Origin of the sequence: Rhizobium sp. WYCCWR10014 (assembly GCF_001657485.1) — a bacterium.
In the GTDB taxonomy this organism is placed as follows: Bacteria; Pseudomonadota; Alphaproteobacteria; order Rhizobiales; family Rhizobiaceae; genus Rhizobium.
In genome coordinates, this window is the sequence record NZ_LXFU01000025.1 from 273,786 (window position 1) to 298,096 (window position 24,311).

24 protein-coding genes, 1 tRNA gene and 2 pseudogenes are annotated in these 24,311 nt (G+C 60.6%); 15 read left to right on the forward strand and 12 right to left on the reverse strand.

Translation table 11 applies throughout. The features are described 5' to 3' along the window. Window positions 1-9 precede the first annotated feature (9 nt). Window positions 10-468 (reverse strand): MarR family winged helix-turn-helix transcriptional regulator, encoded by a 459-nt coding sequence (locus tag A6U98_RS06225; protein WP_064648720.1) that lies wholly within the window; start codon window positions 466-468, stop codon window positions 10-12. A gap of 120 nt (window positions 469-588) precedes the next feature. Between A6U98_RS06225 and A6U98_RS06230 the strand changes: the two genes are divergently transcribed. Beyond that, entirely contained in the window at window positions 589-966 is a 378-nt protein-coding gene (locus A6U98_RS06230) for a nuclear transport factor 2 family protein (protein ID WP_064648637.1), read from the forward strand. An 81-nt stretch (window positions 967-1,047) separates the two neighbouring features. Next, window positions 1,048-1,269 carry a hypothetical protein gene (locus A6U98_RS06235; protein WP_245304486.1) on the forward strand — a complete coding sequence of 74 codons (222 nt, stop codon included), beginning with the start codon at window positions 1,048-1,050 and terminating at the stop codon, window positions 1,267-1,269. Here A6U98_RS06235 and A6U98_RS06240 read toward each other — a convergent pair. The 5 genes and pseudogenes from A6U98_RS06240 to A6U98_RS06260 all read right to left on the reverse strand — a co-directional run bounded on the left by A6U98_RS06240 (window position 1,266) and on the right by A6U98_RS06260 (window position 5,117). After that, window positions 1,266-1,814 carry an AAA family ATPase gene (locus tag A6U98_RS06240; RefSeq protein ID WP_064648641.1) on the reverse strand — a complete coding sequence of 183 codons (549 nt, stop codon included), beginning with the start codon at window positions 1,812-1,814 and terminating at the stop codon, window positions 1,266-1,268. The genes A6U98_RS06235 and A6U98_RS06240 overlap by 4 nt on opposite strands. A gap of 83 nt (window positions 1,815-1,897) precedes the next feature. Then, window positions 1,898-2,464: an AAA family ATPase gene (locus A6U98_RS06245; RefSeq protein WP_064648643.1), complete on the reverse strand. Its 567-nt coding sequence runs from the start codon at window positions 2,462-2,464 to the stop codon at window positions 1,898-1,900. A gap of 63 nt (window positions 2,465-2,527) precedes the next feature. After that, window positions 2,528-2,968, reverse strand: coding sequence for a hypothetical protein (locus tag A6U98_RS06250; RefSeq protein ID WP_064648645.1), 441 nt, complete (start codon window positions 2,966-2,968; stop codon window positions 2,528-2,530). A 41-nt stretch (window positions 2,969-3,009) separates the two neighbouring features. Continuing rightward, window positions 3,010-4,500, reverse strand: coding sequence for an MDR family MFS transporter (locus A6U98_RS06255; RefSeq protein WP_064648647.1), 1,491 nt, complete (start codon window positions 4,498-4,500; stop codon window positions 3,010-3,012). 232 nt (window positions 4,501-4,732) lie between these two features. Beyond that, window positions 4,733-5,117: pseudogene (locus tag A6U98_RS06260) on the reverse strand (hypothetical protein). Between the two features lie 241 nt (window positions 5,118-5,358). Here A6U98_RS06260 and A6U98_RS06265 point away from each other — a divergent pair. Next, window positions 5,359-5,916, forward strand: a complete 558-nt coding sequence (locus A6U98_RS06265; RefSeq protein ID WP_156667816.1) for a hypothetical protein — start codon at window positions 5,359-5,361, stop codon at window positions 5,914-5,916. 81 nt (window positions 5,917-5,997) lie between these two features. On the opposite strand, the pseudogene A6U98_RS06270 reads toward A6U98_RS06265, so the two are convergent. The 3 genes and pseudogenes from A6U98_RS06270 to A6U98_RS06280 all read right to left on the reverse strand — a co-directional run bounded on the left by A6U98_RS06270 (window position 5,998) and on the right by A6U98_RS06280 (window position 7,804). Further along, window positions 5,998-6,470: pseudogene (locus A6U98_RS06270) on the reverse strand (hypothetical protein). 177 nt (window positions 6,471-6,647) lie between these two features. Further along, window positions 6,648-6,723: transfer RNA gene (locus A6U98_RS06275), tRNA-Thr, on the reverse strand. Between the two features lie 121 nt (window positions 6,724-6,844). Further along, window positions 6,845-7,804, reverse strand: coding sequence for a nitronate monooxygenase family protein (locus tag A6U98_RS06280; RefSeq protein WP_064648650.1), 960 nt, complete (start codon window positions 7,802-7,804; stop codon window positions 6,845-6,847). Window positions 7,805-8,090: 286 nt separating this feature from the next. Here A6U98_RS06280 and A6U98_RS06285 point away from each other — a divergent pair, with 286 nt between their 5' ends. Then, complete coding sequence (locus A6U98_RS06285; RefSeq protein ID WP_064648653.1) at window positions 8,091-9,272, forward strand: hypothetical protein; 1,182 nt, start codon at window positions 8,091-8,093, stop codon at window positions 9,270-9,272. 91 nt (window positions 9,273-9,363) lie between these two features. Here A6U98_RS06285 and ppk2 read toward each other — a convergent pair whose 3' ends face one another. Next, complete coding sequence (ppk2, locus tag A6U98_RS06290; protein ID WP_064648655.1) at window positions 9,364-10,245, reverse strand: polyphosphate kinase 2; 882 nt, start codon at window positions 10,243-10,245, stop codon at window positions 9,364-9,366. A gap of 242 nt (window positions 10,246-10,487) precedes the next feature. Here ppk2 and phoR point away from each other — a divergent pair, with 242 nt between their 5' ends. From phoR to phoB, 7 genes are all read left to right on the forward strand, one after another. Then, window positions 10,488-11,711 (forward strand): phosphate regulon sensor histidine kinase PhoR, encoded by a 1,224-nt coding sequence (phoR, locus tag A6U98_RS06295; protein ID WP_064648657.1) that lies wholly within the window; start codon window positions 10,488-10,490, stop codon window positions 11,709-11,711. Between the two features lie 374 nt (window positions 11,712-12,085). Next, window positions 12,086-13,120, forward strand: coding sequence for a substrate-binding domain-containing protein (locus A6U98_RS06300; RefSeq protein WP_064648659.1), 1,035 nt, complete (start codon window positions 12,086-12,088; stop codon window positions 13,118-13,120). Window positions 13,121-13,285: 165 nt separating this feature from the next. Further along, window positions 13,286-14,767 carry a phosphate ABC transporter permease subunit PstC gene (gene pstC, locus A6U98_RS06305; protein WP_064648661.1) on the forward strand — a complete coding sequence of 494 codons (1,482 nt, stop codon included), beginning with the start codon at window positions 13,286-13,288 and terminating at the stop codon, window positions 14,765-14,767. Further along, complete coding sequence (gene pstA / locus A6U98_RS06310) at window positions 14,764-16,086, forward strand: phosphate ABC transporter permease PstA (protein WP_064648663.1); 1,323 nt, start codon at window positions 14,764-14,766, stop codon at window positions 16,084-16,086. Before pstC ends, pstA begins: the two co-directional genes overlap by 4 nt. A gap of 16 nt (window positions 16,087-16,102) precedes the next feature. Then, window positions 16,103-16,918 carry a phosphate ABC transporter ATP-binding protein PstB gene (pstB, locus tag A6U98_RS06315; RefSeq protein ID WP_064648666.1) on the forward strand — a complete coding sequence of 272 codons (816 nt, stop codon included), beginning with the start codon at window positions 16,103-16,105 and terminating at the stop codon, window positions 16,916-16,918. Window positions 16,919-16,962: 44 nt separating this feature from the next. Further along, window positions 16,963-17,676: a phosphate signaling complex protein PhoU gene (gene phoU, locus A6U98_RS06320; protein ID WP_011650335.1), complete on the forward strand. Its 714-nt coding sequence runs from the start codon at window positions 16,963-16,965 to the stop codon at window positions 17,674-17,676. Between the two features lie 133 nt (window positions 17,677-17,809). Further along, window positions 17,810-18,493, forward strand: a complete 684-nt coding sequence (gene phoB / locus A6U98_RS06325; RefSeq protein ID WP_003545181.1) for a phosphate regulon transcriptional regulator PhoB — start codon at window positions 17,810-17,812, stop codon at window positions 18,491-18,493. A 259-nt stretch (window positions 18,494-18,752) separates the two neighbouring features. Here the strand turns inward: phoB and A6U98_RS06330 are convergent, their stop codons facing one another. After that, window positions 18,753-19,286, reverse strand: coding sequence for a GcrA family cell cycle regulator (locus tag A6U98_RS06330; RefSeq protein WP_064648668.1), 534 nt, complete (start codon window positions 19,284-19,286; stop codon window positions 18,753-18,755). A gap of 420 nt (window positions 19,287-19,706) precedes the next feature. On the opposite strand from A6U98_RS06330, the gene A6U98_RS06335 reads away from it, so the two are divergent. From A6U98_RS06335 to A6U98_RS37490, 4 genes are all read left to right on the forward strand, one after another. Further along, complete coding sequence (locus A6U98_RS06335; RefSeq protein ID WP_064648670.1) at window positions 19,707-20,906, forward strand: aspartate aminotransferase family protein; 1,200 nt, start codon at window positions 19,707-19,709, stop codon at window positions 20,904-20,906. A 42-nt stretch (window positions 20,907-20,948) separates the two neighbouring features. Then, complete coding sequence (gene argF, locus A6U98_RS06340; RefSeq protein WP_064648672.1) at window positions 20,949-21,863, forward strand: ornithine carbamoyltransferase; 915 nt, start codon at window positions 20,949-20,951, stop codon at window positions 21,861-21,863. A gap of 90 nt (window positions 21,864-21,953) precedes the next feature. Further along, the gene (locus tag A6U98_RS06345) at window positions 21,954-22,946 is read left to right on the forward strand and encodes an Hsp33 family molecular chaperone (protein ID WP_064648674.1); all 993 of its coding nucleotides are present in this window, start codon (window positions 21,954-21,956) and stop codon (window positions 22,944-22,946) included. Between the two features lie 359 nt (window positions 22,947-23,305). Further along, window positions 23,306-23,650 (forward strand): hypothetical protein, encoded by a 345-nt coding sequence (locus A6U98_RS37490; RefSeq protein WP_245304487.1) that lies wholly within the window; start codon window positions 23,306-23,308, stop codon window positions 23,648-23,650. A 164-nt stretch (window positions 23,651-23,814) separates the two neighbouring features. On the opposite strand, the gene apaG is transcribed toward A6U98_RS37490, so the two are convergent. Next, window positions 23,815-24,207 carry a Co2+/Mg2+ efflux protein ApaG gene (apaG, locus tag A6U98_RS06355; RefSeq protein ID WP_008524271.1) on the reverse strand — a complete coding sequence of 131 codons (393 nt, stop codon included), beginning with the start codon at window positions 24,205-24,207 and terminating at the stop codon, window positions 23,815-23,817. Between the last annotated feature and the right edge of the window lie 104 nt (window positions 24,208-24,311).

Below are 24,311 nucleotides of genomic sequence, written 5' to 3' on the forward strand. Positions count from 1 at the left end.
TTCCTCTCTCTAAAGCTGCGCCGAGGACTCCGAGCTCGCAATCTGATCCAGATTTTCGATCAGCCGCGTCAGCAGATCTGCAAGTTGTCCCGCTTCCGCATCCGTGAACCCGGCCAGTGCCTCACGATTCCCTTGGAATAGGGCCGCAATCGCCTTCGGCATGCATTCCTGTGCGGTTTTCGTCAGCACGATACGGCTGCTGCGACCGTCAGCCGGGTCGCGCGTCCGCTCAATCAAGCCATCCCTCTCCATGCGAGCGAGCATCTGCGCCATCGGCGGCTGCTCTACCCTGGCAAAGCGGGCGAGGTCGCGCTGCGTGCTGGCCTTGCCATTCTGCAGCGCGACCAGGACAGGCAACTGGCCGACACCGAAGCCGAGCGGTTTAAGGCGTGACTCGCTGAGGCGGGCAAAGCCCCGCGCCGCAAGACTGATGAGATGCCCCGGCGTAGAAAGCACGTCTTCATTCATTCCGCTCACCCCTTGCTTGCGCTTGACCGCAAGATATATATGTACGTATGTATCGTGATGCGCGGCATGAGGCAATGCCGTTTTGATGCCGCGCAGCGAAATCTCCATAGAGGAAACGACATGTCTCAAAATGACGTCGAAATGATCAAGCGCATCTATGCCAGCTTCAACGCCAGAGACATCGACGCTGTCCTTGCCGTCCTTTCCGATGATGTCGCCTGGGCCAACGGCATGGATGGCGGGCACGTTCATGGTCGTCAGGCCGTGCGCGATTATTGGACACGCCAGTGGGCTGTCATCAGTCCACACGTCGAGCCGGTGGCATTTCAGGAAACGCAAGATGGCGCCATAGCTGTCGAGGTGATCCAGTCGGTCTTCGACCTCGATGGCCGGCCGCTGGAAGGGCAAAGCCATGGCCTGAAGGACAAGACGGTGACGCATATCTTCCGCATGGAAGGCGACAAGATTGACCGCTTCGATATCCGGGATGCCCTGTAAGCCAAGGCAGGCATTCTTGGTGGGAAGAAATTCAACATTATATTCAGAACATCGAGGTCCTTCGGAAGGTTGCTTTGCTCCGTGGCGGAAGAAAAACAAACAGTTGTTCACCGCTTGATCTCGTTGGTCAAAATCGTCTGGACCGTTTCGGTTGTCATAACGGCTGCAGCCGTGGGTGCCCGTATCGGCTGGCAAAATCACGGCGTTGCCGGAGCGGTGGCGTTGGGTTTTGTCGGCCTTGTCGCCGGAGGCTTCCTCAGCTCACCGTCGATTCTTTTGGAAGTGCTGGTAGGGCTGATTTAAACGCCTTTCGCTCTTGAACTCCAACCGCTGCATGTCGAGAGAATCTCGTCGACAACGATCGTGAGCGGGAGAGTGGCGTCGATGACGATGCCACTCTCCGGAATATCCTCTTTCGTTGCATGCAAGCGCACAATCAGCTCCCGCTCGGCAGGTCTTCCGCCAAACTCGTCTTCCGGTCTCGCGGCAAGCCGCCGGTTCAACGTGTCGAGATCGATGTCGAGAACGAAAACCCCGTCGAACACATCGATAAAGCGGGGGAGATTTCGAGAGCCGCCACAGAAGAAGGAGATCGCGTTGCAGTGATCGGCGACAGCGGCTTTGACTTTGTCGACATCCCAAATGTGATGCTCGTGCACCCATGTGACACTGTCCGTCAGGCTCTTATGGGCAAGCCCATCCAGTGGTTCACCAGTCTCAGGATCGCCGACATAAGACAACGCCCGGTCCCCGTGGATGACGTGGTAACCGCGCCGCTGCAGTTCTTCCGCCACCGTGGTTTTGCCGCTGCCGGAAACGCCTTCGATCAAGTAGTTTCTGACGCCCATTTTCGTTCTCGTTGATCCCCCATCACGCGACGCATTCCAGCCCGAGGCCGATCTTCCGCTATCGGCACGAAGGGCTGCATTCCTCAGGTACTGCGTCGCGCAACATGATCCCGTATTGCCGCGGCACTTTCTGCAGGCGACATGAAAGTCACATCCAACGTCAGCGCGTGTTGGTGCGGGATATCAAGAACCACGGCCTGTTGGCTTCGGCTCCTCGACGTCTCGATGTCGGTGGTTTTCAAATGGTCGCGCCGTGCGGGGGAGGAAACCCGACGCGCCAATTCTTCTTCGGCACACAGCAATCGCACCGGAACGAAGACCGCGGCGCGCTGTCTGGCGGCATCAACGAACTGTTGGTACGTCCGCGTGCTCCGCTCATCGCCTTCGACACCGGCATGGGTGAAGATGAAATTCGCCGACGGGCCGCTATAGGCAGTGATTGCATCCAGAACGGCCTGCCGGATTCTTCCAGTGTACTCCCATATGCCCGTTGGCAAAGGAGCGGTCCCCTCTTCGTCGAGGAGGCGCAAGATCGGGTTGTTGAACCAGTGATTATCGACGATCTTTGCGGATATGAGCGAGCCGAGTTCTTTGGCGATCGTCAGCTTGCCCACGCCCGGAAACCCCAAGAGCAAAACGAAAACACCCATCGTCCGACAACTCTCCCAGCACAATCCACCGGTAACAACGCAGTGCAGAACATTGTCTGGAATCTACCAGAATTTCCACCATGGACGCTTTGGATCGGGAGGCATCGAAGGCTCGGGCGCGAGTATGCCTTTCATCACGATCATCTCGCCATCATGGCCATAATATTCTCCCTCTTCTCCCTGGACTTTGGCTTCGAGAGATTGGGCGATAAGCCACAATTTCCGACGGATTTCTTGATCCGGATTTTTGACAACGATGTTGCCTCCGCTCCACCAAAGCCATGCGGCGTTTTCCCGATTTTCGCCGCGGGAGTATCCTTTCCACACGGATATGCCCGCCTGTTCCACCCGTAAAACACCCCCGTCGGCGGCGGGAGTTTCGGCAAAACCCTCATGCTGAATTTCGGGATCATTGGTAACGTACTCGAGCCATTCGTCGAGAGCGATCGATGGAGACGCATCGAACCAATTTGCCTTGCGAGTAATGTGAAGATCGTAACCCATCAGAGCCTATTACCTAAGTCGCGCCGAACGGTTGAACCGCGTTAATGCGAAGCCGCCTCGCTTGCCACAGCCGCCCCCTCGCGCTTCTGGCTAGGCCCGACCGGGATCAGCCAGGTGGTGAAGAAGGTCAGCACCGCGACGACGACGACGCCCCAGAAGCTCCAGTGCAAGGCCGCATTGAAGACGGCGCGGATCGCCGGATCGGCGGCGAGCGCCGAGAGCCCGGTCGGCTGGTTCAGCGCATCATGCAGGCCCGCCGCTGCCTCGCCGCTCGCATAGTGGTTGATGCCGGCATTGAGGATGGCGCCGAGCACGGTGGCGCCGAGCGTATTGCCGAGGCTGCGGGAAAAGATGATCGACGAAGTGGCGCTGCCGCGCATCGACCATTCGACGCTGTCCTGCACCAGCACGATGCTGGTGAGGCTGATGAGACCCATGCCGAAGCCCATGAAGAAGGAGCCGGCGCCGGCAACAATCGGCGAACTGTCAGGGGTCAGGAACAACAGGAAACAGGCGCCGAAGGGAAACATCAGGCTGCCGACGCGCAAGGTGCGCTGGATGCCGAAGGCCCTGTAGAAACGGCCGGAGAGCATCACCGCCAAGGGCCAGCCGACGACGAGCATGGTGAGCGTGAACCCCGCGACAAGAGGCGAGCGGCCGAGCACGCCTTGCACATAGAGCGGCAGGATTGTCGAAAGCCCGATCAGCGCCATGCCGGCCAGCAGCGTCGCCGCATTGCTGGTCGCGATCAGCCTTCGGCTCCACAGCGGGATCGAGATGATCGGCTCCGGCGCCCGCCTCTCCTGGGCCAGGAAAAGGATGCCCGAGACCACGAAGACGGCGAAAAGCGACAGCAGGATCCAGGCGCTGGCATCGGTTTCCGTCAGCATGACGAGAAGTGCCACGATCGAGATCGAAAACAGCACCGAGCCGAGGTAATCGATCTTTGCCTGCTTGTGCGCCACGTCCTCCTTCAGGAAGAGCATGAAGGCGATGATCGAGATGATGCCGATCGGCAGGTTGATCCAGAAGATCCAGGCCCAGGAGATATTGTCGACGATGATGCCGCCGGCCAGCGGCCCGACGACAGCCGAGGTCGCCCAGACGGTCGCCATGAAGCCCTGGACGCGGCCGCGTTCCTCTAGCTTGAAGAGATCGCCGATGATCGTCGTCGTCACCGGCTGGATGGCCCCGGCGCCCAGCCCCTGCAGCAGCCGGAACAGCACCAGCGACATCATCGACCAGGCAAGCCCGCAGAGCAAAGAGCCGACGAGGAAGATCAGGATGCCGCCGATCAGCACCGGCTTGCGCCCGAAAATGTCGGAGAGCTTGCCGTAGATGACTGTCGTCGTCGACTGTGCCAGCAGGAAGGCTGAAAACACCCAGCTGTAATAGGAAAAGCCGCCGAGCTCCCCGACGATGCGCGGCATCGCGGTCGCCACGATCGTCGCCTCGATCGCCACCATGAAGGTCGCGAGCATGATGGTGGCGACGATAAGCACGCGGTTCGAGCGTTGCGCTGCATTCGACATGACGATCCTCTTCGGGTGCTCCGCAGATGCCGGAAATATCGGCAGGCTGGCTGGGTGTGGGGCGATGCGCCGCTTGCGGAGTGACGGGTAGTTTTACGTCCGTAACCGCGAGTCGTAAAGCCGTTCCCATGACAGCCGCTATTTTCGTCCGATTGGGGAGCGGGCGAAGCGAAGGCCCGGCGCCGCTTCGCCCAGAGCCTTCGCAGTCAGAAAGTCAGGCGGCCATCTGTCCTCATTGCGGGCAGGCCTCGCCACCCGATCCGCTGCTATCCGCGGAACCGGCGGTGCAACCCGGCGTCGGCTGCAGATCGGGATTGACCCCACCGGGATTGATCGTGCTCCGGCCGCTCTTGAGTTCGACCCCGCCATTGCCGCTCGTGCTGCCGGTGGCGCCGGGATCGGTACCGACGGAACCGGTGCCCCGTGAATTGGTGCCGGGTAGATCCGGTTCCAGCCGAGCCGGTGCCGGCGGAACCACCGCCCGAACTCCCCGATCCGCCGATAACAGGCGCCACCGAAAGCCGCCCACTGGAATCCGCCCCACCCGCCGTCTGCGCCAGCGCCGGAACGGCAAGGCCGATGGAAAGCAGCGATATCGCGATGAATTTGCAGGACATAGTTTCTCCATGCTTGTTGTCTCAAGGGAGAAAACCTGCTCGGCGGCGGCATTGTTCCTGTCGGTTGCAGTTTTCAGGTCATTGATGGCATAAACCGGGAGCCGCCGGAAGCCCGGTCTCATACGGTTCAGTTAACCCGGAAATTCAGGATGGTTCCTGGACTGAGGAGGAGTCGGTTCTTCTAGATAAAGCGCAACGCATCGCCTCATTTTCGGCAGAGCGCCAGGTAGGTTTCGAATTGTTGAGATTGCTTATTTTACGATGGGAATTCCCACTGCTTCCCGCGCTCTTTGCGCTGGGAGCCCACTTTGTCTTCGTATTCCAAGAGTTCTATAAGCCCGGCCCTAAAGGCTGGGAAACCTCAATACTTGGCATTCCTATTTTAGCTTATTTTTTCGCGAACGTTTTCTCGATCCTCGTTGATCCGACGCCTGCTTCGACGCTGTTGGCTTCGATGCTGCTGGCTCTACTGGCGACGGCTCTTCCGTGCACATGTTTAGCGATCTATTTCCTTTATTCGCGCCAGATCGCCCGCAAACCTGACCCTGAGATTTCAACCGCCAAGGCGTTAGGGATTGCGTTTTTAAGCTTGGCTCTGGTTGGGTTAGCTGCCTATGGCATGGCTCAAGTTCCCGCATGCACCAACGCGAGGTGCCGAAGTGGAGTCGAGTTGTTTGGTCATTTCAGATTTGCCGCGTTTTACCTGATCTGCCTTGTCGGCGGGTGGATCACTCTGTTTTCCCTTCTGACTCTCCATGAAGTTTTGAGGCGGTTTCTCAAGTCAGCTATCAAACGATGACGGGGTTGTGTCTGCGGCGTCACAAACGCCGCTACGTTGTCGGGAAATGCGAGTCTATGGTGCTGTTACGCAGCCATCTCGTCATTCGTCATCCATCAAAAGAAACTCCCGCGCCGCCTGAGGGCAGAGGAGCTTGAACTGCTCGATCAGCGGCGGCATGCCTGAGGCGCACGACACATCTGCGTCCTCTGGTAATGGGAAAGTGACACGCAGCGGTTCTCCACGAGGAGGAACGAAGGACAGGGTGCCTTCGATGCAATTGGCGGTGGAGCGGTAGGTGTCTTTCCCATTCGCTTTTGTATACGTCGCCACGCACTGCTTTACAGTAAGTTTGCCGCCATGTGCTGTTGTCTCACCTCCTGGGTCTCGCTCGCAGTATTCCCGGAATTGGCTTGAGTGACCTTTCCTTTCATAACTGCGGTGCTTGAATCGATGCCGGTCTTGCTGACAAGCGTTCCGTTCCATCCAGCACATGAGGCGAGAGGGAAGTCTGCTGCCTGCGCAGCGGACAAGCTAAATGTGAAAAGCGCGATACTTAACAGCGATGTCCTCATAGATCCTCCTAATCGCAAACCTGCTCTCGTTCGATCGATATCGGTCGCGCATATGTAGATGAAGGGCAGTCCAGCCGCCATGAGTGAAGAGGCTCTAATTACTGAAATTTTGCCTGCCGAGTGGCCAAAGGCAGCTAAAGGTAAACGAAGGATTTTTAAAAGAGGCTTATAAAGAAATGGTGCCGCTTGCAGGACTCGAACCTGCGACCCCATCATTACGAATGATGTGCTCTACCACCTGAGCTAAAGCGGCATTTCACGGCCGAAGCATGCGGCCCGCGATTTGCATGGCGCTGATACAGCCATTGTCGGAAGATTTCAAGCGCCCTGTCATGGCTTTGGCAAAAAAGAAGGCAGGGGCGGGACGGCGCGCCTCAGAGCGTCAGCCGGGCGCGCGCCGCCCTGTATTCGGCCTCGAGCCGGTCGACGAGTTTGGCCACCGGCTCGACAGCCTTGATGGCGCTGATGCCCTGGCCGCTGCCCCATATGTCCTTCCAGGCCTTGGCGCCGCCGACAGCCTGCTCGAAATCCATCTTCGAGACATCGGCAAGCGGCAGGTTGTCGGGGTCCATGCCGGCAGCGACGATCGAGGGTTTGAGATAGTTGCCGTGCACGCCGGTGAAATAGTTGGAATAGACGATATCGCTGGCCGCCCCTTCGACGATCGCCTGCTTGTAGGCGTCCGCGGCGCGGGCTTCTTGCGTTGCGATGAAGGGCGAGCCGATATAGGCCATGTCGGCGCCCATCGCTTCTGCGGCAAGGATGGCGCCGCCGGTGGCGATCGCGCCGGCCAGCAGCAGCGGCCCTTCGAACCATTCGCGGATTTCCTGGACGAGCGCAAAAGGCGACAGCGTGCCGGCATGGCCGCCGGCGCCGGCAGCGACTGCAATCAGCCCGTCGGCGCCCTTGCGGATGGCCGAATGGGCGTGGCGGTTGTTGATAATGTCATGCAGCACGATGCCGCCGTAGGAATGCACGGCGGCATTGACCTCCGGCACGGCGCCGAGCGAGGAGATGACGATCGGCACCTTGTATTTGACGCAGAGCGAGAGGTCGTGCTCCAGCCGCTTGTTCGACATGTGGACGATCTGGTTGACGGCAAAGGGGGCGGTCGGCCTTTCCGGATGGGCGGCGTCGTGGCGGGCAAGCTCCTCGGTAATCTCCGCCAGCCATTCGTCAAGCTGGCTTTCCGGCCGGGCGTTCAGCGCCGGAAACGCCCCGACGATGCCCGCCTTGCATTGCGCCAGCGTCAGCGCCGGATGCGAGATGATGAACAGTGGCGAGCCGATAACCGGCAGTCTCAATCTGTCCTTGAGGATCGGGGGCAGGGCCATGGTTCGTCGCTTCCATTGACGTTTACGAAAACGTCAATCTCATAACAGAGATGAAAAGGCGATAAAAGAGCGGCTGCCATGCCTTCGTCGATTTCAGCCCGAATATATACGTCCGAGAAAGCTAATAGAATAAGGCCCGTAAGCGGTGAAACCTGCCGATATCTCCGCCGATCAACTGCAGCAGGGCCTGCAAGGCTTGCGGTTTGCCGCACTTGCCGCTACCGAATTTTGATGGAGAACGGCAGGGATTGCAGTCCGATGCCGAATTCAAGGTGAAGGACTGAATGTGAGCGGATTAGAAACGGCCATCAGAACAGCGCTCGAGAATTCCGATCGCGATAATCCGGAGGTTCGAGCGAGGATCTATCAGTCCGCCCGCCAAGCGCTGGAAGCCGGGCTGCGCAAGCAGGACATCACCGACACCGAGGTCGTCTCCCATCACCGCCACCGCCTGGAAAGCACTATCCACGCCATCGAAGGCGAGGAGCGTGACCGTCTTCACCCCCGCCAGAGGCCGCCCGAAGTGCCCGTGCCGCCGGTGGTGGAAATGCCGGCGCCGCCGGTTCACCAAGCCGAAGCCGATGCGTTCGACGGCCCTGTGGTATCGGGTGAGACCCGCGCGCCCGAGGTTATGCATCGCGGCGACGAGTCCAGCCTCGACGACGTGCATGCCGGCAATACCGATCATCTGGCTGCCGCCCCGGTCGGCGAGGAGCGCCTTGGGCGAGGTCAGCGCGCCACCAATATGGATTTCCGCCCGGAGCGGGCGGCAGGCCGCAAGCCGCGCAAATTCTTTTCGAGACTGCTCGTCTGGTGCGTCCTGCTGGCCTTCATCGGCATCGGCGCCTGGTGGGCGCATACGTCGGGCCTGCTGATGACGGCGGCCGAGCGCGACACCAGCGTCGCCAATCCGCCGGCAAGCACGCAGCCCGAGGATTTTACCGGCAATGACGAGGGCGCCGGGAATGCGGGCTCTCACACCGATCAGCCGGTGACCATCGATCCGCAGAACAGTTTCTCGGCCGATTGGATCCCCCTGTTCAAGCCTGAGGACGCCGACAAGATCCAGAGCGGCCCGCGGGCGCGCACCGAAAAAATCGCCGAGAATGACGGCCCCGCCGTCCGGCTGATTTCCGAGAGCGGGACTGCCGATGGCAATATCTCGATCAGCGTTCCGCCCTCGGTGCTGCAGCAGCTGGCCGGCAAATCCTCGACGATCGCGCTGACGCTGCAATCCACCACCGACGAGCCGACGCAGATTACCGTCGAATGCAATTTCCAGACGCTCGGCAATTGCGCCCGCCATCGCTTCAACGTCACCCGGGAAAAGTCGGATGCGCTGCTGCAGGTGAAGTTCGACCGCTCGCTCGCGCCGAATTCGCCGGGCACGTTGACGATCAACAGCGATCTCGACGGCAAGGCGCGCGGCATCAACCTCTTCGCCATCCGCATCCTGCCGGGGCAGTAAGGCCAGTCCCGGCGGAGCCGGTGACCCCGGTCCCGGCGGAGCCGGTGAAACCCCCGCCTTCGATTTCAGGAAGCCAGCCTGTTCCGAAGCTCTATTTCAAAAAGCCTGGCCCTGAGCCGATGATCTCCTCGTCGACCGTGCCGAGTGCTTGTTTGTCCTTGCCGTCATAATCCATCTTGTTCAGCATGTGGCGGATGAGTTCGAGGCGCGTGCGCCGCTTGTCATTGGCGCGGATCACCGTCCAGGGCGCGAAATCCGTATGGGTTTCCTTCAGCATCCGGTTGCGCTTGTCGCTGTAATCGTCCCATTTCGTCAGTGCGGCGATATCCATTGACGACAGTTTCCAGACTTTCAGCGGATCGTGCCGGCGGTCGTGGAAGCGCTTGAGCTGCATCTCGCGGCCGATATCGAGATAGAATTTGAAGAAGAAGATGCCCTCATGGGCAATGATCTTTTCGAGCTGTGGCGCCTGTTTGAGGAAATCCTCATATTGCTTCGGCGTGCAGAAGCCCATGACCGGCTCGACGCCGGCGCGGTTGTACCAGGAGCGGTCGAACAGCACGAATTCGCCGGCTGTCGGAAACTGCGCGACATAACGCTGGAAATACCATTGTCCCTGCTCGCGGTCGGTCGGCTTGGTCAGCGCCACGACCCGCGCAAGGCGTGGGTTCATATTCGCCGAGGAGGCTGAAATCGCGCCGCCCTTGCCGGCAGCGTCGCGCCCTTCGAACAGCGCCATCACCCGCTTGCCTGTCGCCTGCAGCCAGAACTGCACCTTGACGAGTTCGATCTGCAGCTTTTCCAGTTGCTCCAGATAGTCCTCTTCCTTGAGCTTTTTCTTGTGGGGAAAGTCGCCGGATTCCAGCGCGCGTTCGTCCACCCAGGCCGGCAGGGTGGGATCGTCGACATCGAAGATGCGCTTCTTCCCGCGGATATCCAGCTCCACGGCCCTGTTTTCGACGTCCTCGTCCATATCAGCCTCCACCGTCCGATCGCTTCTCTTCCTGCAAGCGAACATATTTACCGTTGAAAATCAAATCTCTCGCGGGCGGCCGGCAATTTTTCGTGGGTTTCGGCTGCGGCTTTTCGCTTGAGACGCGGCAGCCCGAAAACTTCTGTCATGAATTGCCGCTATCAGGCAGAGTTCAATATAAGAAAAACGAATCGACGCCGCGAGGGCACTTGCCAGACGAAACTCCGTGGAGAAAAAGCCTGTTGGCGCGCATAAGGCGCGAGCGACCGGTGCTGCTTGCGGCGATCCTCAGCGCGCTCGCCGCGCTTGCCGCCGGCATGAACAAGTGGGTGGTGCTTGTCCTGCTGCTGGTGATGATCCTCACCGCGCTTTTCAACGAGGCGCCGATCATCGAGGCCGAACCCGCCCCGCCGGTGGAGATCAAGCCGGCTGCGCCGCCAAGCCGGCTGCCTGAAGTCTCCGCCACGCTTGCCGGCCTCGATATCCCCGTCATGGTGCTCTCGGACGATGCCTCGGTGCTCTTCCAGAACCGCGCTGCCGAAAAGGCTTTCGGCGAGGTGGCGCTCGGCGCCCATATATCGGCCCGCCTGCGCTCGCCCGGCGTGCTCGACATGGTGCGCGAAACCATCGCCACCAACGCGCCGAACCAGATCGAGCATTCCGAGCGGCTGCCGTCCGAGCGCGTCTATATCGTGCGCAGCGCGCCCATTGAATTCACGGCCGATGACGGCCCGCATGAGCGCTATTTCATCCTCTCCTTCCGCGATATATCCGAGGTCCGCCGCATCGACCGCATGCGCTCGGATTTCGTCGCCAATGCCAGCCATGAGCTGCGCACGCCGCTTGCCTCGCTGCGCGGCTTCATCGAGACCATCCAGGGGCCGGCGAAGAACGATCTGAAGGCGCAGGCGCGTTTCCTCAATATCATGCTCGATCAGGCGACGCGCATGAGCCGGCTGGTCGATGACCTGCTGTCGCTCTCGCGCCTGGAGCTGAAATCGCACATCGCGCCGGATGAGAAGATCGACCTGGTGCCGCTGCTCGGCCATGTCAGGGATTCACTGGTGCCGTTGGCCAAGGATGTCGGCGTCGACATCAACCTGCATCTGCCGGAGGGTAAGGTCGAGGTGCTGGGCGACCGCGACGAGCTTGTCCAGGTCTTCGAAAACCTGATGGAAAATGCCTGCAAATACGGCCAGGAGGGCGAGGTCGTCGATGTCTGGCTGAAGAACGGCACCGGCCAGCCGGTCGAGGTCAGCATCGTCGACAGAGGCCCGGGCATTCCGGCCGAACATGTGCCGCGCCTGACCGAGCGCTTCTACCGCGTCAGCATCGAGGACAGCCGCTCGAAGAAGGGCACCGGCCTCGGCCTTGCCATCGTCAAACACATCCTCACCCGCCACCGGGCGCGTCTGATCGTCAAGTCGGAAGTCGGCAAGGGCACCGATTTTACCGTCCGTTTTTGACGCGACAGGCAGCCTGAGACGTAGTCCCCTCTCCCCGTTTTTACGGGGAGAGGGTTAGGGTGAGGGGCAAATCACACGGAACGACTTTGATGAGAGGACGCAGGCGGAAAGTGCCGCAACCGAACTACTACCTGCAGCGGTTTTTACAACTCAAGGTGGATTGCCCGTCAGAATTTGCCGTTCGCCGACATGATTAATCGGTCGATTTAAAATATATCGTTATCAATCAGCTACTTAAGCTGTCACAAATGTTTCACGCGTTTGACATAAAAGGACGGTGCTTCAAGCGCTAAGAGAGTCTCGCCGATGAAAAAAGGCAATGCGAGGGCCTCTCTAGGCCGCACTCACACAAGCCCAAATGCCGGGAGATTTACATGAACACCTTCAAGCTCACCGTTGCCGCGCTCGCTGCAACCGCTGCTTTCGCTGGCGCCGCCGTCGCCCGCGACCAGATTCAGATCGCTGGTTCGTCCACCGTCCTGCCTTACGCAAAGATCGTTGCCGAGTCCTTCGGCGAAACCTTCACCAACTTCAAGACGCCGGTCGTCGAATCCGGCGGCTCGGGCGCTGGCCTGAAGGAATTCTGCAAGGGCGTTGGCGAAGACACCATCGATATTGCGAATTCCTCGCGTCCGATCAACAAGAACGAAGTGGAAGCCTGCAAGGCTGCCGGCGTAACCGACATCCAGGAAGTCAAGATCGGTTATGACGGTATCGTCTTCGCAACCGACGCTTCCAATGCTGATGTCGCCTACGTTCCTGCCGACATCTACAAGGCCCTCGCAGCTCAGGTCGTCGTCGACGGTAAGCTCGTCGCCAACCCCTACAAGAAGTGGTCGGAAGTCAATCCTAAGCTTCCGGCTGTTGATATTGCCGCCTATATCCCGGGCGAAAAGCACGGCACCCGCGAAGTCTTCGAACAGAACGTTCTCGCTGCCGGCTGCAAGGCCTCTGGCGCAACCGACGTCATCGCCAAGGAAATCGCCGACAAGGCAGCCCAGGGCAAGGCCTGCGTCGCAGTCCGCAAGGACGGCGCTGCTGTCGACATCGACGGCGACTATCCGGAAACCCTGGCGCGCATCGCCGCGAACAAGACCGGCGTCGGCGTATTCGGGCTTTCCTTCTATGAAAACAACGCCGACAAGCTCAAGGTTGCTTCGATGAGCGGTATCGTTCCGTCCACCGAAACGATCGCTGACGGCACATACCCGGTTTCCCGCCCGCTGTTCTTCTACGTCAAGAAGGCACATCTCGGCGCTGTTCCGGGCCTGAAGGAATACGTCAACTTCTTCGTATCCGACCAGATGATCGGCCCTGACAGCCCGCTCGTCGAATACGGCCTCGTTGCCGCTCCGGATGCCGAGCGCGAAGCGATCCGCAAGGACGTCGAAGCCGGCAAGGCTATGTAATGACCTTAGCCGGCGCGGTGCCTTTTGGCCCGCGCCGGCATTGCTTATGTCCCTGCGCCGGCATGTCCGCTGCAGGGTTGGAATTCCTTCTCCATGATTGGAAGCTGAAGGCAGCTAATGAAGCTGCCGGGCTTTTTTGGGGCTATGGGCCTGGGGACGTAACGAATGAGCACATCCATCATACTTTTGTGCCTTGTGGTGATCGGTGCCGCCGCCTATCTGGTCGCGCGCAACCGCGCCACGGCGCTTGCCGGAGGCAGGTCCTCCGCATTGCATTCACGGCCGGGCTATTACGGCGCCTATGCGGCGATCTGGGCAATTCTTCCCGCCTTGCTCGTCCTCTGCGTCTGGCTCTCCGTCAGCCCCGGCATCATCCAGTCCTCGGTTCGCGGCGCTTTCCCCGAGGACATCAGGGCTCAAGCCTCGGTCGAGCAGGATCTCGGCTATTCGACGGTGGCAACGGTTGCCCGCGGCCTGACGATGCTGACCTCGGATGAAGCTGCCGCGGTCGCCAACGATCCGGCTGCCCTGCAGGCCAAGCTCCTCGAAAAGGGTGTGCCGCTTGCCAGCCAGCCGCTGCCCTACATGCTCGACGCCGCCAAAAAGCTCAACGCCATGAGCATGACGAGCCGCATCGCCATGACGGCGATCGTCTTCGCTCTCGCCGTCGCCGGCGCCTTCTACGCGCTGCGTTCCATCGCGCCGCGCTTCCGCGCCCGCAACCGGGTCGAGCGCGTCATGCTCTGGGGCCTGCTGCTCGCCTCCTCGATCGCCATTCTGACGACGATCGGCATCGTGCTCTCCATGCTGTCAGAAGCCGCGCGCTTCTTTGCGGCCGTTCCCGCCATGGACTTCTTCTTCGGCACCGTCTGGGATCCGCGCTTTGCAGGCGCCGGCAGCTCGTCCTTCGGTCAGTTCGGCCTGATCCCGCTGCTGCTCGGCACGATTTATATCGGCCTGGTGGCCATGCTGGTCGCCGTGCCGGTCGGCCTCTTCGCCGCCATCTACATGGCCGAATACGCCTCGCCGAAGGTGCGTGGGGTCGCCAAGCCGCTCCTCGAAGTGCTCGCCGGCATTCCGACGATCGTCTACGGCTTCTTCGCGCTCGTCACCGTCGGCCCGTTCCTGCGCGATTTCTCCGCGCAGATCAGTGGCCTCCTGTCCGGTAACTACAGCAACTTCATCCAGGCGCAGAGCGTTCTGACGGCCGGCATCGTCATGGGCATCATGCTGATCCCTTACGTGTCCTCGCTGTCGGACGATATCATCACTGCCGTACCGCGGGCACTGCGTGACGGTTCGCTCGGTCTTGGCGCCACACGCTCCGAAACCATCAAGAAAGTGGTCTTGCCCGCAGCCCTTCCCGGCATCGTCGGCGCATTGCTGATGACCGCCTCGCGCGCCATCGGCGAAACCATGATCGTCGTGCTGGCCGCCGGTGTCGCCGCCCGCATCCAGATCAACCCCTTCGAGCCGATGACGACGGTGACCGTCAAGATCGTCAACCAGCTGACCGGCGACCTTGAGTTCACCTCGCCGCAGACCCTGGTTGCCTTTGCCCTTGGCATCACCCTGTTCTGCATCACGCTTTGCCTCAATATCTATGCGCTCTACATCGTGCGCAAATACCGGGAGCAGTACGAATGACGGATATTGTTTCTCCCACATCAGGCGTCACCGTTTCCAAGGCGCCAGCGCGCCGCGATATCGGTATCAAGCGGCGCTACGCTGCCGAGCGCCGGTTCCAGGCCTATGGCATCGCCGCCATCACCTTCGGTCTCGTCTTCCTCTTCATCCTGCTGTGGACGGTGATCGGCAAGGGCTATACCGCCTTCCAGCAGACGGCGATCACCCTGCCGATCGAATTTTCCGAGAAGACAATCGACCCCAACAACAAGCGTGCGACCGACCCTTCGGTGCTGATCGCCGCCAACTACCCGGTTCTCCTGCGCGACGCGATCGTCAAGCAGCTGAACGTCAATGCCGCAAGCCGTCCCGACGTGCGCGATGCATCCGCCATGCTCTCCAAGAGTGCGCCGATCCAGCTGCGCGACATGGTGATCGCCGATCCGTCGATCATCGGCAAGACGGTCAATGTCACGGTGCTCGCCGACGCCAATGTCGACAGCGCCAACAAGGGCCAGATCGATCTCTCCGTCGATGAAAAGAACCGCAAGGTCAACGACAAGCAGGTCGGCTGGATGAACGAGCTGAAGGCGAGCGGCGCTCTCCACAAGCAGTTCAACACCGGCCTCTTCGTCAACGGCAATTCCAGCCGTCCGGAGGCCGCGGGCCTCGGCGTCGCCCTGATCGGCTCGCTCTACCTGATGCTGATCGTGCTTGTGCTGTCTCTGCCGATCGGCGTCGCCGCCTCGATCTATCTCGAGGAGTTCGCGCCGAAGAACAAGCTGACGGACCTGATCGAGGTCAACATCAACAACCTCGCCGCAGTCCCTTCGATCGTCTATGGTCTGCTCGGTCTTTCCGTCTTCATCAACTTCATCGGCCTGCCGCGCTCTGCTTCGCTGGTCGGCGGCCTGGTGCTGACGCTGATGACACTGCCGACGATCATCATCGCGACGCGTGCGGCACTGCGCGCCGTGCCGCCGTCGATCCGCGCCGCAGCGCTCGGCCTCGGCGCTTCGAAAATGCAGATGGTGTTCCACCATGTGCTGCCGCTCGCCATGCCCGGCATCCTCACCGGCACGATCATCGGCCTGGCGCATGCGCTCGGCGAAACCGCGCCGCTGCTCTTGATCGGCATGGTCGCCTTCGTCGCCAGCGCGCCGACGACACCGCTCGATCCCTCGACGGCTCTGCCTGTACAGGTCTATATGTGGGCCAACGAGGCCGAACGTGCCTTCGTTGAGCGTACTTCGGGTGCCATCATCGTCCTGCTCCTGTTCCTGATCGTCATGAACATGGGCGCCATCCTCTTGCGTCGTCGCTTCGAGCGCCGCTGGTAAACGGAGTTACAAGATCATGAACATGTTGACGGAAGCTGCAGTTGAAAAGGCGCTGGATCAGAAGATGAGCAACGTCCCGTATAAGATGATCGGAAAGGATGTCTCAGTATACTACGGCGAGAAGCGCGCGCTTTTCGATGTGAACCTGAACGTCCGCGAAAACACCGTAACCGCCCTGATCGGCCCGTCCGGCTGCGGCAAGTCGACCTTCCTGCGGAGCCTCAACCGCATGAACGACACGATCGACGGCTGCCGCGTCACCGGCAAGATCACGCTTGATACCGACGATATCTATGATCCCGATATTGACGTCGTCGAACTTCGCGCCCGCGTCGGCATGGTCTTCCAGAAGCCGAACCCGTTCCCGAAGACGATCTATGAAAACGTCTCCTACGGACCGCGCATCCATGGCCTTGCCAAGTCGAAGGCCGATCTCGACCAGATCGTCGAGACCAGCCTGCTGCGCGCCGGTCTCTGGAACGAGGTCAAGGACCGCTTGCACGAGTCCGGCACCGGCCTGTCGGGCGGTCAGCAGCAGCGCCTCTGCATTGCGCGTGCCGTCGCCGTCAGCCCTGAAGTCATCCTGATGGACGAACCCTGCTCGGCGCTCGACCCGATCGCCACTGCCAAGGTCGAGGAACTGATCCACGAGCTGCGCGAGAACTACACGATCGTCATCGTCACCCACTCCATGCAGCAGGCCGCGCGTGTCTCGCAGCGCACCGCCATGTTCCACCTCGGCAACCTCGTCGAGGAGAACGACACCGACAAGATGTTCACCAATCCCGACGATCCGCGCACCCAGGACTACATCATGGGTCGCTTCGGTTGATTTTGGCGACATCAAGCCTTCCCGTTATTCGAGGATAAAGCCCCATGGCATCGACACATATTTTTTCTGCCTATGATGATGATTTGAAGTTCCTGTCCAGGCGGATTTCCGAAATGGGCGGCCTGGCCGAGCAGATGGTCGGCGAATCCGTGCGGGCGCTGGTCAACGGCGATACCGCGCTGGCGCAGAAGGTCATCTCGGACGATGTGATCCTCGATCACGCCGAACGCGAAATCGGCGACAAGGCGATCGTGACGATCGCCCGCCGTCAGCCGATGGCCTCGGACCTGCGTGAAATCATGGGTTCGATCCGCATCGCCGCCGATCTCGAACGCGTCGGCGACCTCGGCAAGAACACCGCCAAGCGCGTCATCGCCGTCCAAAGCACCGGCGTTCCCCGCAAGCTCGCCCGCGGCCTCGAGCATCTGTCCGAGCTGGCGCTCGTCCAGCTCAAGGAAGTGCTCGATGTCTACACCAATCGTTCAGCCGACAAGGCGAATGCGATCCGTGAACGCGACAACGAGATCGACGCGATGTACACCTCGCTGTTCCGCGAGCTTCTGACCTACATGATGGAAGATCCGCGCAACATCACCAGCTGCACGCATCTTCTCTTCTGCGCCAAGAATATCGAGCGCATCGGCGACCATGCCACCAACATCGCCGAGACGATCTTTTACATGACGACCGGCGCACAGCCGGAAGGCGATCGTCCGAAGGATGACAGCGCCAACACCGTCGGCGCGGTCACGGAATAACCGCCCGCACAGCTAATTGCGTGCGCGCCCGTCCGGGCGCGCAAAGAGGTCGCAGCCAATTTCTGAATTTGCGCAGGATGGATTGCTTAAATCACCCCTGGTTTAAGGATCATGCGCGAGGAGACCGACACGCATGATCCCGAGAGTTGCAGTTGTTGAAGACGAGGAAGCCCTCAGCGTGCTTCTTCGCTACAATCTCGAAGCGGAAGGCTTCGAGGTCGATACCATCCTTCGTGGCGACGAAGCCGAAATGAGGCTTCAGGAGCGCACGCCCGATCTTCTCATCCTCGATTGGATGCTGCCTGGCGTTTCCGGCATCGAGCTCTGCCGGCGCCTGCGCATGCGGCCGGAAACCGAGCGCCTGCCGATCATCATGCTGACGGCGCGCGGCGAGGAGAGCGAGCGCGTCCGCGGATTGTCGACGGGCGCCGACGATTATGTCGTCAAGCCCTTCTCGACCCCCGAGCTTGTTGCCCGTGTCAAGGCGATGCTGCGCCGCGCCCGTCCCGAAGTGCTGTCGACAGTGCTGAAATGTGGTGACATCGAGCTCGATCGAGAGACCCATCGCGTCCATCGCAAGACCCGCGAAGTCCGCCTCGGCCCCACCGAATTCCGCCTGTTGGAATTCCTGATGTCGTCGCCGGGCCGGGTCTTCTCCCGCTCGCAGCTTCTGGACGGCGTCTGGGGCCACGATATCTATGTCGACGAGCGCACCGTCGACGTCCATGTCGGCCGCTTGCGCAAGGCGCTGAATTTCTCCAACATGCAGGACGTCATCCGCACCGTCCGCGGCGCCGGTTATTCGATGGAAGCCTGAGGGCTTCCGTTCTGGTTGCTGACAAAGTCGCTCGTGCTAACGTCTGCCCCTCACCCTAACCCTCTCCCCGTAAACGGGGCGAGGGGACGTGCCCCGCGAAGGGTTGGCGGGGGAACGCAGAGGTCACGGCATATCCCCTTCTCCCCGCGCGCGGCGAGAAGGTGCCGGCAGGCGGATGAGGGGCACCCTCGCGAACCAATAAGCACAAAAAAACGGGCCACTCGGCCCGTTTTCTGCATTCTGACGATGGTCAGCCCGCTCAGCTGGCCCGCGCTGCCGCCCGGCGGCGTTCGTTGACCGGCTGGTAGGCAAGCTTCTGGTGATAGCTGCAATAAGGCGAATTGTCGGGGGACTCGCAGCCGCAGAAATGGAAGTCGTCCTTCAGCGGATCGCCGACCGGCCATTTGCAGGTGCGCTCGGTCAGTTCCGTCAGGCCGAGGCGGCGCGAAATCGGCACCACCACATTGCCTCTCGGCACGTATTCCATTTCCTCGATCGTTTCGATCTCGATCTCTTCCTTCAGCATCGTCGCGCCCTGCTGGCGGGTAACGGTGCGGGTCGTGATCCGTGAGGCGTAGTTCGGTGCGCGCGGCGCCGATGTATTGCGCTTCGGCGTTCGCGCGGCGGTGCTGGTGCCGCCGGCCTTGGCACGGCCGGGAAGGCACAGCCGGTGCACTTTGCCGATGACCGCGTTTCGGCTGACACCGCCAAGTTGTGCCGCAATCTGGCTGGCGCTCAGTCCTTCGGCCCAGAGCTTCTTGAGTTTCTCGACCCGCTCGTCTGTCCAGTTCATGCCCTGTCTCCACCTTTTGCGTTGGTGATGGCAGAATCCCTCACCGTTGTCCCGGGAGCTCCGAAACAAGAAACGCTTGATCAATTTTGGTGACTAGTTCCGCCGCATGCAGTCTAGTAATTGATCTTTAACCTAGTGTGAGGCTGACTCCGTGACAAGAGTCGCATGAATCCGGATGAATCGAATTCGTAGTTTTCCCCAACTTGCTGCCCCTGCGTGGCATTTCTGCAATAATGCCTGTTGAAGACTGAAAATGCCGCTGTACACCCTTGCTGCATACGCTAAGGGCGCAGTTTTGTTGACATTGCAGCGCGAAAAGGAAATAGTGCCACTCGCCGCCGCAAGGCGGCATTTTTAATTTTTCGGGCCTGGTTTCCTTAGCCGGAGTCATTGCCCGCCAACTTTGATGGAGATCGCGCCATGGCTGAAGCCGCGCCGCTTTATGACACCTATTCTCGTGCCCCACTGCGGTTCGAGCGAGGCGAGGGCGTGTGGCTGATCACCGAAAGCGGCGAGCGATATCTCGATTTCGGCGCCGGCGTTGCCGTCACCTCCGTCGGCCACAGCAATCCGCATGTGGTCGGCGCGCTGAAGGAGCAGGCTGACAAGGTCTGGCACCTGTCGAACATCTATGAGATCCCCGGCCAGGAGCGTCTGGCAAAACGGCTGACGGAAGCCACCTTCGCCGACAAGGTGTTCTTCACCAATTCGGGCGCCGAGGCGCTCGAATGCGCGATCAAGACGGCGCGCCGCTACCAGTTTTCCAAGGGCCATCCCGAGCGCTTCCATATCATCACCTTCGAAGGCGCCTTCCACGGACGGACGCTGGCGACGATCGCCGCCGGCGGCCAGGAGAAATATCTCGAAGGCTTCGGCCCCAAGGCGCCGGGTTTCGATCAGGTGGCTTTCGGCGATATCGAAGCGGTCCGTGCCGCAATCACCGAGGCGACGGCCGGCATCCTCATCGAGCCGGTGCAGGGCGAGGGCGGCGTCCGTCCTGCCACGCCTGAGTTCATGAAGGCGCTTCGCCAGCTCTGCGACGAGAACGGCCTGCTGTTGATCCTCGACGAGGTCCAGACCGGCGTCGGCCGCACCGGCAAGCTCTTCGCTCATGAATGGTCGGGCATCACGCCGGACATCATGGCTGTCGCCAAGGGCATCGGCGGCGGTTTCCCGCTCGGCGCCTGCCTTGCCACATCAGAGGCCGCCTCCGGCATGAAGGCCGGCACGCATGGCTCGACCTATGGCGGCAATCCGCTTGCCATGGCCGTCGGCAGCGCCGTGCTCGACATCATCCTTGCCGATGGCTTCCTCCAGCAGGTGCGCGACGTAGCCCTTGTCTTCCGCCAGGGTCTCGCCTCGCTGAAGGATCGATATCCCGATGTGATCGAGGATATCAGGGGCGAGGGGCTTTTGCTCGGCATCAAGGCTGCGGTTCCCTCAGCCGAACTGCTGCAGGCGATCCGCGCCGCCCATCTGCTCGGCGTGCCCGCCGGCGACAATGTCATCCGCCTTCTTCCGCCGCTCGTGGTCACCGCCGAGGAAGCCCGCGAGGGCCTTGCCCGCGTCGAGCGCGCCGCCGAGAGCATCCGCGCTTCCAAGGTCAAGAAGACGGCTTGAAGAAATTGCCGCCTTCGGGCGCAGCACAGGTAAGAAGACGATATGAGCCCTAAACACTTCCTCGATCTTTCGGCGGTCACATCCGCCGATCTCAGAACGATCATGAACGATGCGCTCGCCCGCAAGCAGGCCTTCAAGGCCGGCACGGGCGACAAGCCGCTCGCCGGCAAGATGCTGGCGATGATCTTCGAGAAGCCCTCGACGCGCACCCGCGTCTCCTTCGACGTCGGCATGCGCCAGCTCGGCGGCGAAACGCTGTTCCTATCCGGCACCGAGATGCAGCTCGGCCGTGCCGAGACGATCGGCGACACCGCCAAGGTGCTGTCGCGCTATGTCGATGCGATCATGATCCGCACCACCGAGCACTCGCGGCTGCTGGAGCTTGCCCAGCATGCGACCGTGCCTGTGATCAATGCGCTGACGGATGATACCCATCCCTGCCAGATCATGGCCGACATCATGACCTTCGAAGAGCACCGCGGCCCGATCAAGGGCAAGACCATCGCCTGGACCGGCGACGGCAACAATGTGCTGCATTCGCTGGTCGAGGGTGCCGCGCGTTTCGGCTACCGCATGAACATGGCCGTACCCCTTGGCTCCGAGCCCAAGGATCACTATCTGAACTGGGCCCGCAATGAGGGCGCCGAAATCATGCTTTGCCATGATGCCGACCGTGCGGTCGCCGGCGTCGATTGCGTGGTGACCGATACCTGGGTCTCCATGAATCAGGAACATCGGGCCCGGGGTCACAATGTCTTCCAGCCTTATCAGGTCAACGCGGCCTTGATGGCGAAAGCCGGCAATGATGCATTGTTCATGCATTGCCTGCCCGCCCATCGCGGTGAGGAAGTGACGGACGAAGTGATCGACGGTCCGCAATCCGTGGTCTTCGATGAGGCGGAAAACCGTCTTCATGCGCAGAAGTCGATTCTTGCTTGGTGCCTGGGCGCGATCTGAACCATAATCGGACGTCGCGAGTCACAAACTCGCGACCGCGTGAGCGAAGGGCACGCTGGCCCATCGCTCTGAAAACTAGGAGTGAAAGCCATGGCAGAAGCTGCAGCCGCCCTCGGCCAGTTTGATTTCGCCGGCGATGACCATGTCGTCCCCTTCCAGGTGGAGGGGCTGGATGTGCGCGGTCGCGCCGTCCAGCTCGGCCCGATGCTCGATGCGATCCTCGAGCGTCATCATTATCCCGCACCCGTTGCCCGGCTGCTTGCCGAAGTCGTCGTGCTGACGGTGCTGCTCGGCACCTCGCTGAAGTTCGACGGCAAGTTCACGGTGCAGACCAAGGGCGATGGCCCGGTCGATCTTCTCGTCGCCGATTTCTCGACGCCGGAAAATGTCCGCGCCTATGCCCGTTTCGATCAGGCGCTGCTCAACAAGGCGATCGAGTCAGGCGAGACCGAGCCGGAGCAACTGCTCGGCAAGGGCGTGCTCGCCTTTACCATCGACCAGGGCAAGTTCAGCCAGCCTTACCAGGGCATCGTCGCGCTTGACGGCACCACGCTGGAAGAAATTGCCGGCGTCTATTTCCGCCAGTCGGAGCAGATCCCGACGCGCGTCCGCCTTGCCGCGGCCGAGCTCTTCGATCGCGACGATGCGGGCAAGCCGCGCCATCGCTGGCGGGCAGGCGGCCTCGTCGCCCAGTTCCTGCCGGAAGCGCCGGAGCGCATGCGCCAGCGGGATCTCCACGGCGGCGACGGCGACACCGGCAGCCGCCCGCATGGCGAGGACGACGCCTGGGTCGAAGCCCGTTCGCTGGTCGAGACCATCGATGCCGATGAACTGACCGACCCGCTTGTCGGCACCGAGCGGCTGCTGTTCCGCCTGTTCCACGAGCGCGGTGTGCGCGTCTACGAACCGCGCGCCGTCTTCGACCGCTGCAGCTGCTCGCGCGACAAGATCAAGGGTGTACTGAAGGGCTTTTCGGCCGAGGAGATCGAAGCCAGCCAGGAAAACGGCGAGATCGCCGTCACCTGCGAATTCTGCTCGACCACCTACCGCTTCGAGCCGGCCGAGCTCCAGCCGGCGGAGTAGGCGCGGTTAAGGACACGTTGAACGAATACAAAAGATTAGCGATGATCCAGCACAGTGACTCGACTTTCGGTAGTCGCTGTGCACCTATTCTCCAACTGGTTCAGGGATGGGGACTTCATGCGCTTTTTTTATTTCGTACTCGCATTCATGGCTGCGATGCCACGAATTGGCTTGGCTGATGATAAGGCAATCCAATGGAAAGAGGTCGGGGGCTGGACCGTGGCTGTCGACCCGACTTTAGACAATGGCTGTTTTGTTCTGACGTCCTTTGATGACGACACCATTTTTCGTCTTGGCTTCAATTTCCGAAAAAAGGACAAACCTCTGTACATTCTGCTCGGAAATCCGAATGGGAATCCTTGGAGAAAGGTAAGCATTATCCCATCGAACTGTCGTTAGACCAGACTCAATGGACGGCTGACGCGAGAGGTCTGGATCTCGACGGCCTCAAATCATTGTGGATCGATACCGACGATACCGACTTGATTGAGGAGTTCTCCGGTAAACTGAGTTTCCGCGCCCGCTTTAACGGAAAAGAGATTGCTGCCCTCGGTCTGAAAGATTCCGAGAGGGCAGCGGATGAGTTGCTCGCCTGCCAAAAGGCGGTAAACAATGCGGTCATGAAACAGCCGGCGCCGCCACAATCAAAAGATCCGTTCGAAGCAAAGCCAGGCACCCAGGCCTCGGATCCTTTTGACCTTTAGCAGATTGATGACTGGGCAAGCCCGAGGATTTACGACCGCGGGCACGGCGTTGGTGTTCGAACTGACAAAGCAACCCGTCAGTTGAGCACGCGCAGCAGCCCCGGTGAATCCAGGGAGAAAGCAGGNAAGCACGGCGTTGGTGTTCGAACTGACAAAGCAACCCGTCAGTTGAGCACGCGCAGCAGCCCCGGTGAATCCAGGGAGAAAGCAGGGATGTCGACATCGAACAGCTCGCCTTCATCCGTTTCCATCTGATAATGGCCGAACATCAGCCCTGAGGGCGTGTCGAGCGGGCAGCCGGATGAATATTCGTAGGTGTCGCCGGGGCTGAGCCGCGGCTGCTCGCCGACGACGCCGGGACCAGTCACCTCGTCCACCTGGCCGTTCTGGTCGGTGATGTTCCAGTAACGGTTGACCAGCCGAACGGCTATGCCGGAATTGTTGCTGATGACAATCCGGTAACCCCAGACATAGCGATCGTCTTCCGGATCGGATTGCTCCTCCAGATAGAACGGCTCGACGACTACTTCGATCTCTCTTGTGAGGGCGCGATACATGCCTTGCACCTTAGTCAAGATATGTTACCCGTATCTTATAAGAGGCCCTGTCCGTCAAGAAACGGAACAATTATCATCGCTGAAATGGCTGCGGTCCGAAGGGT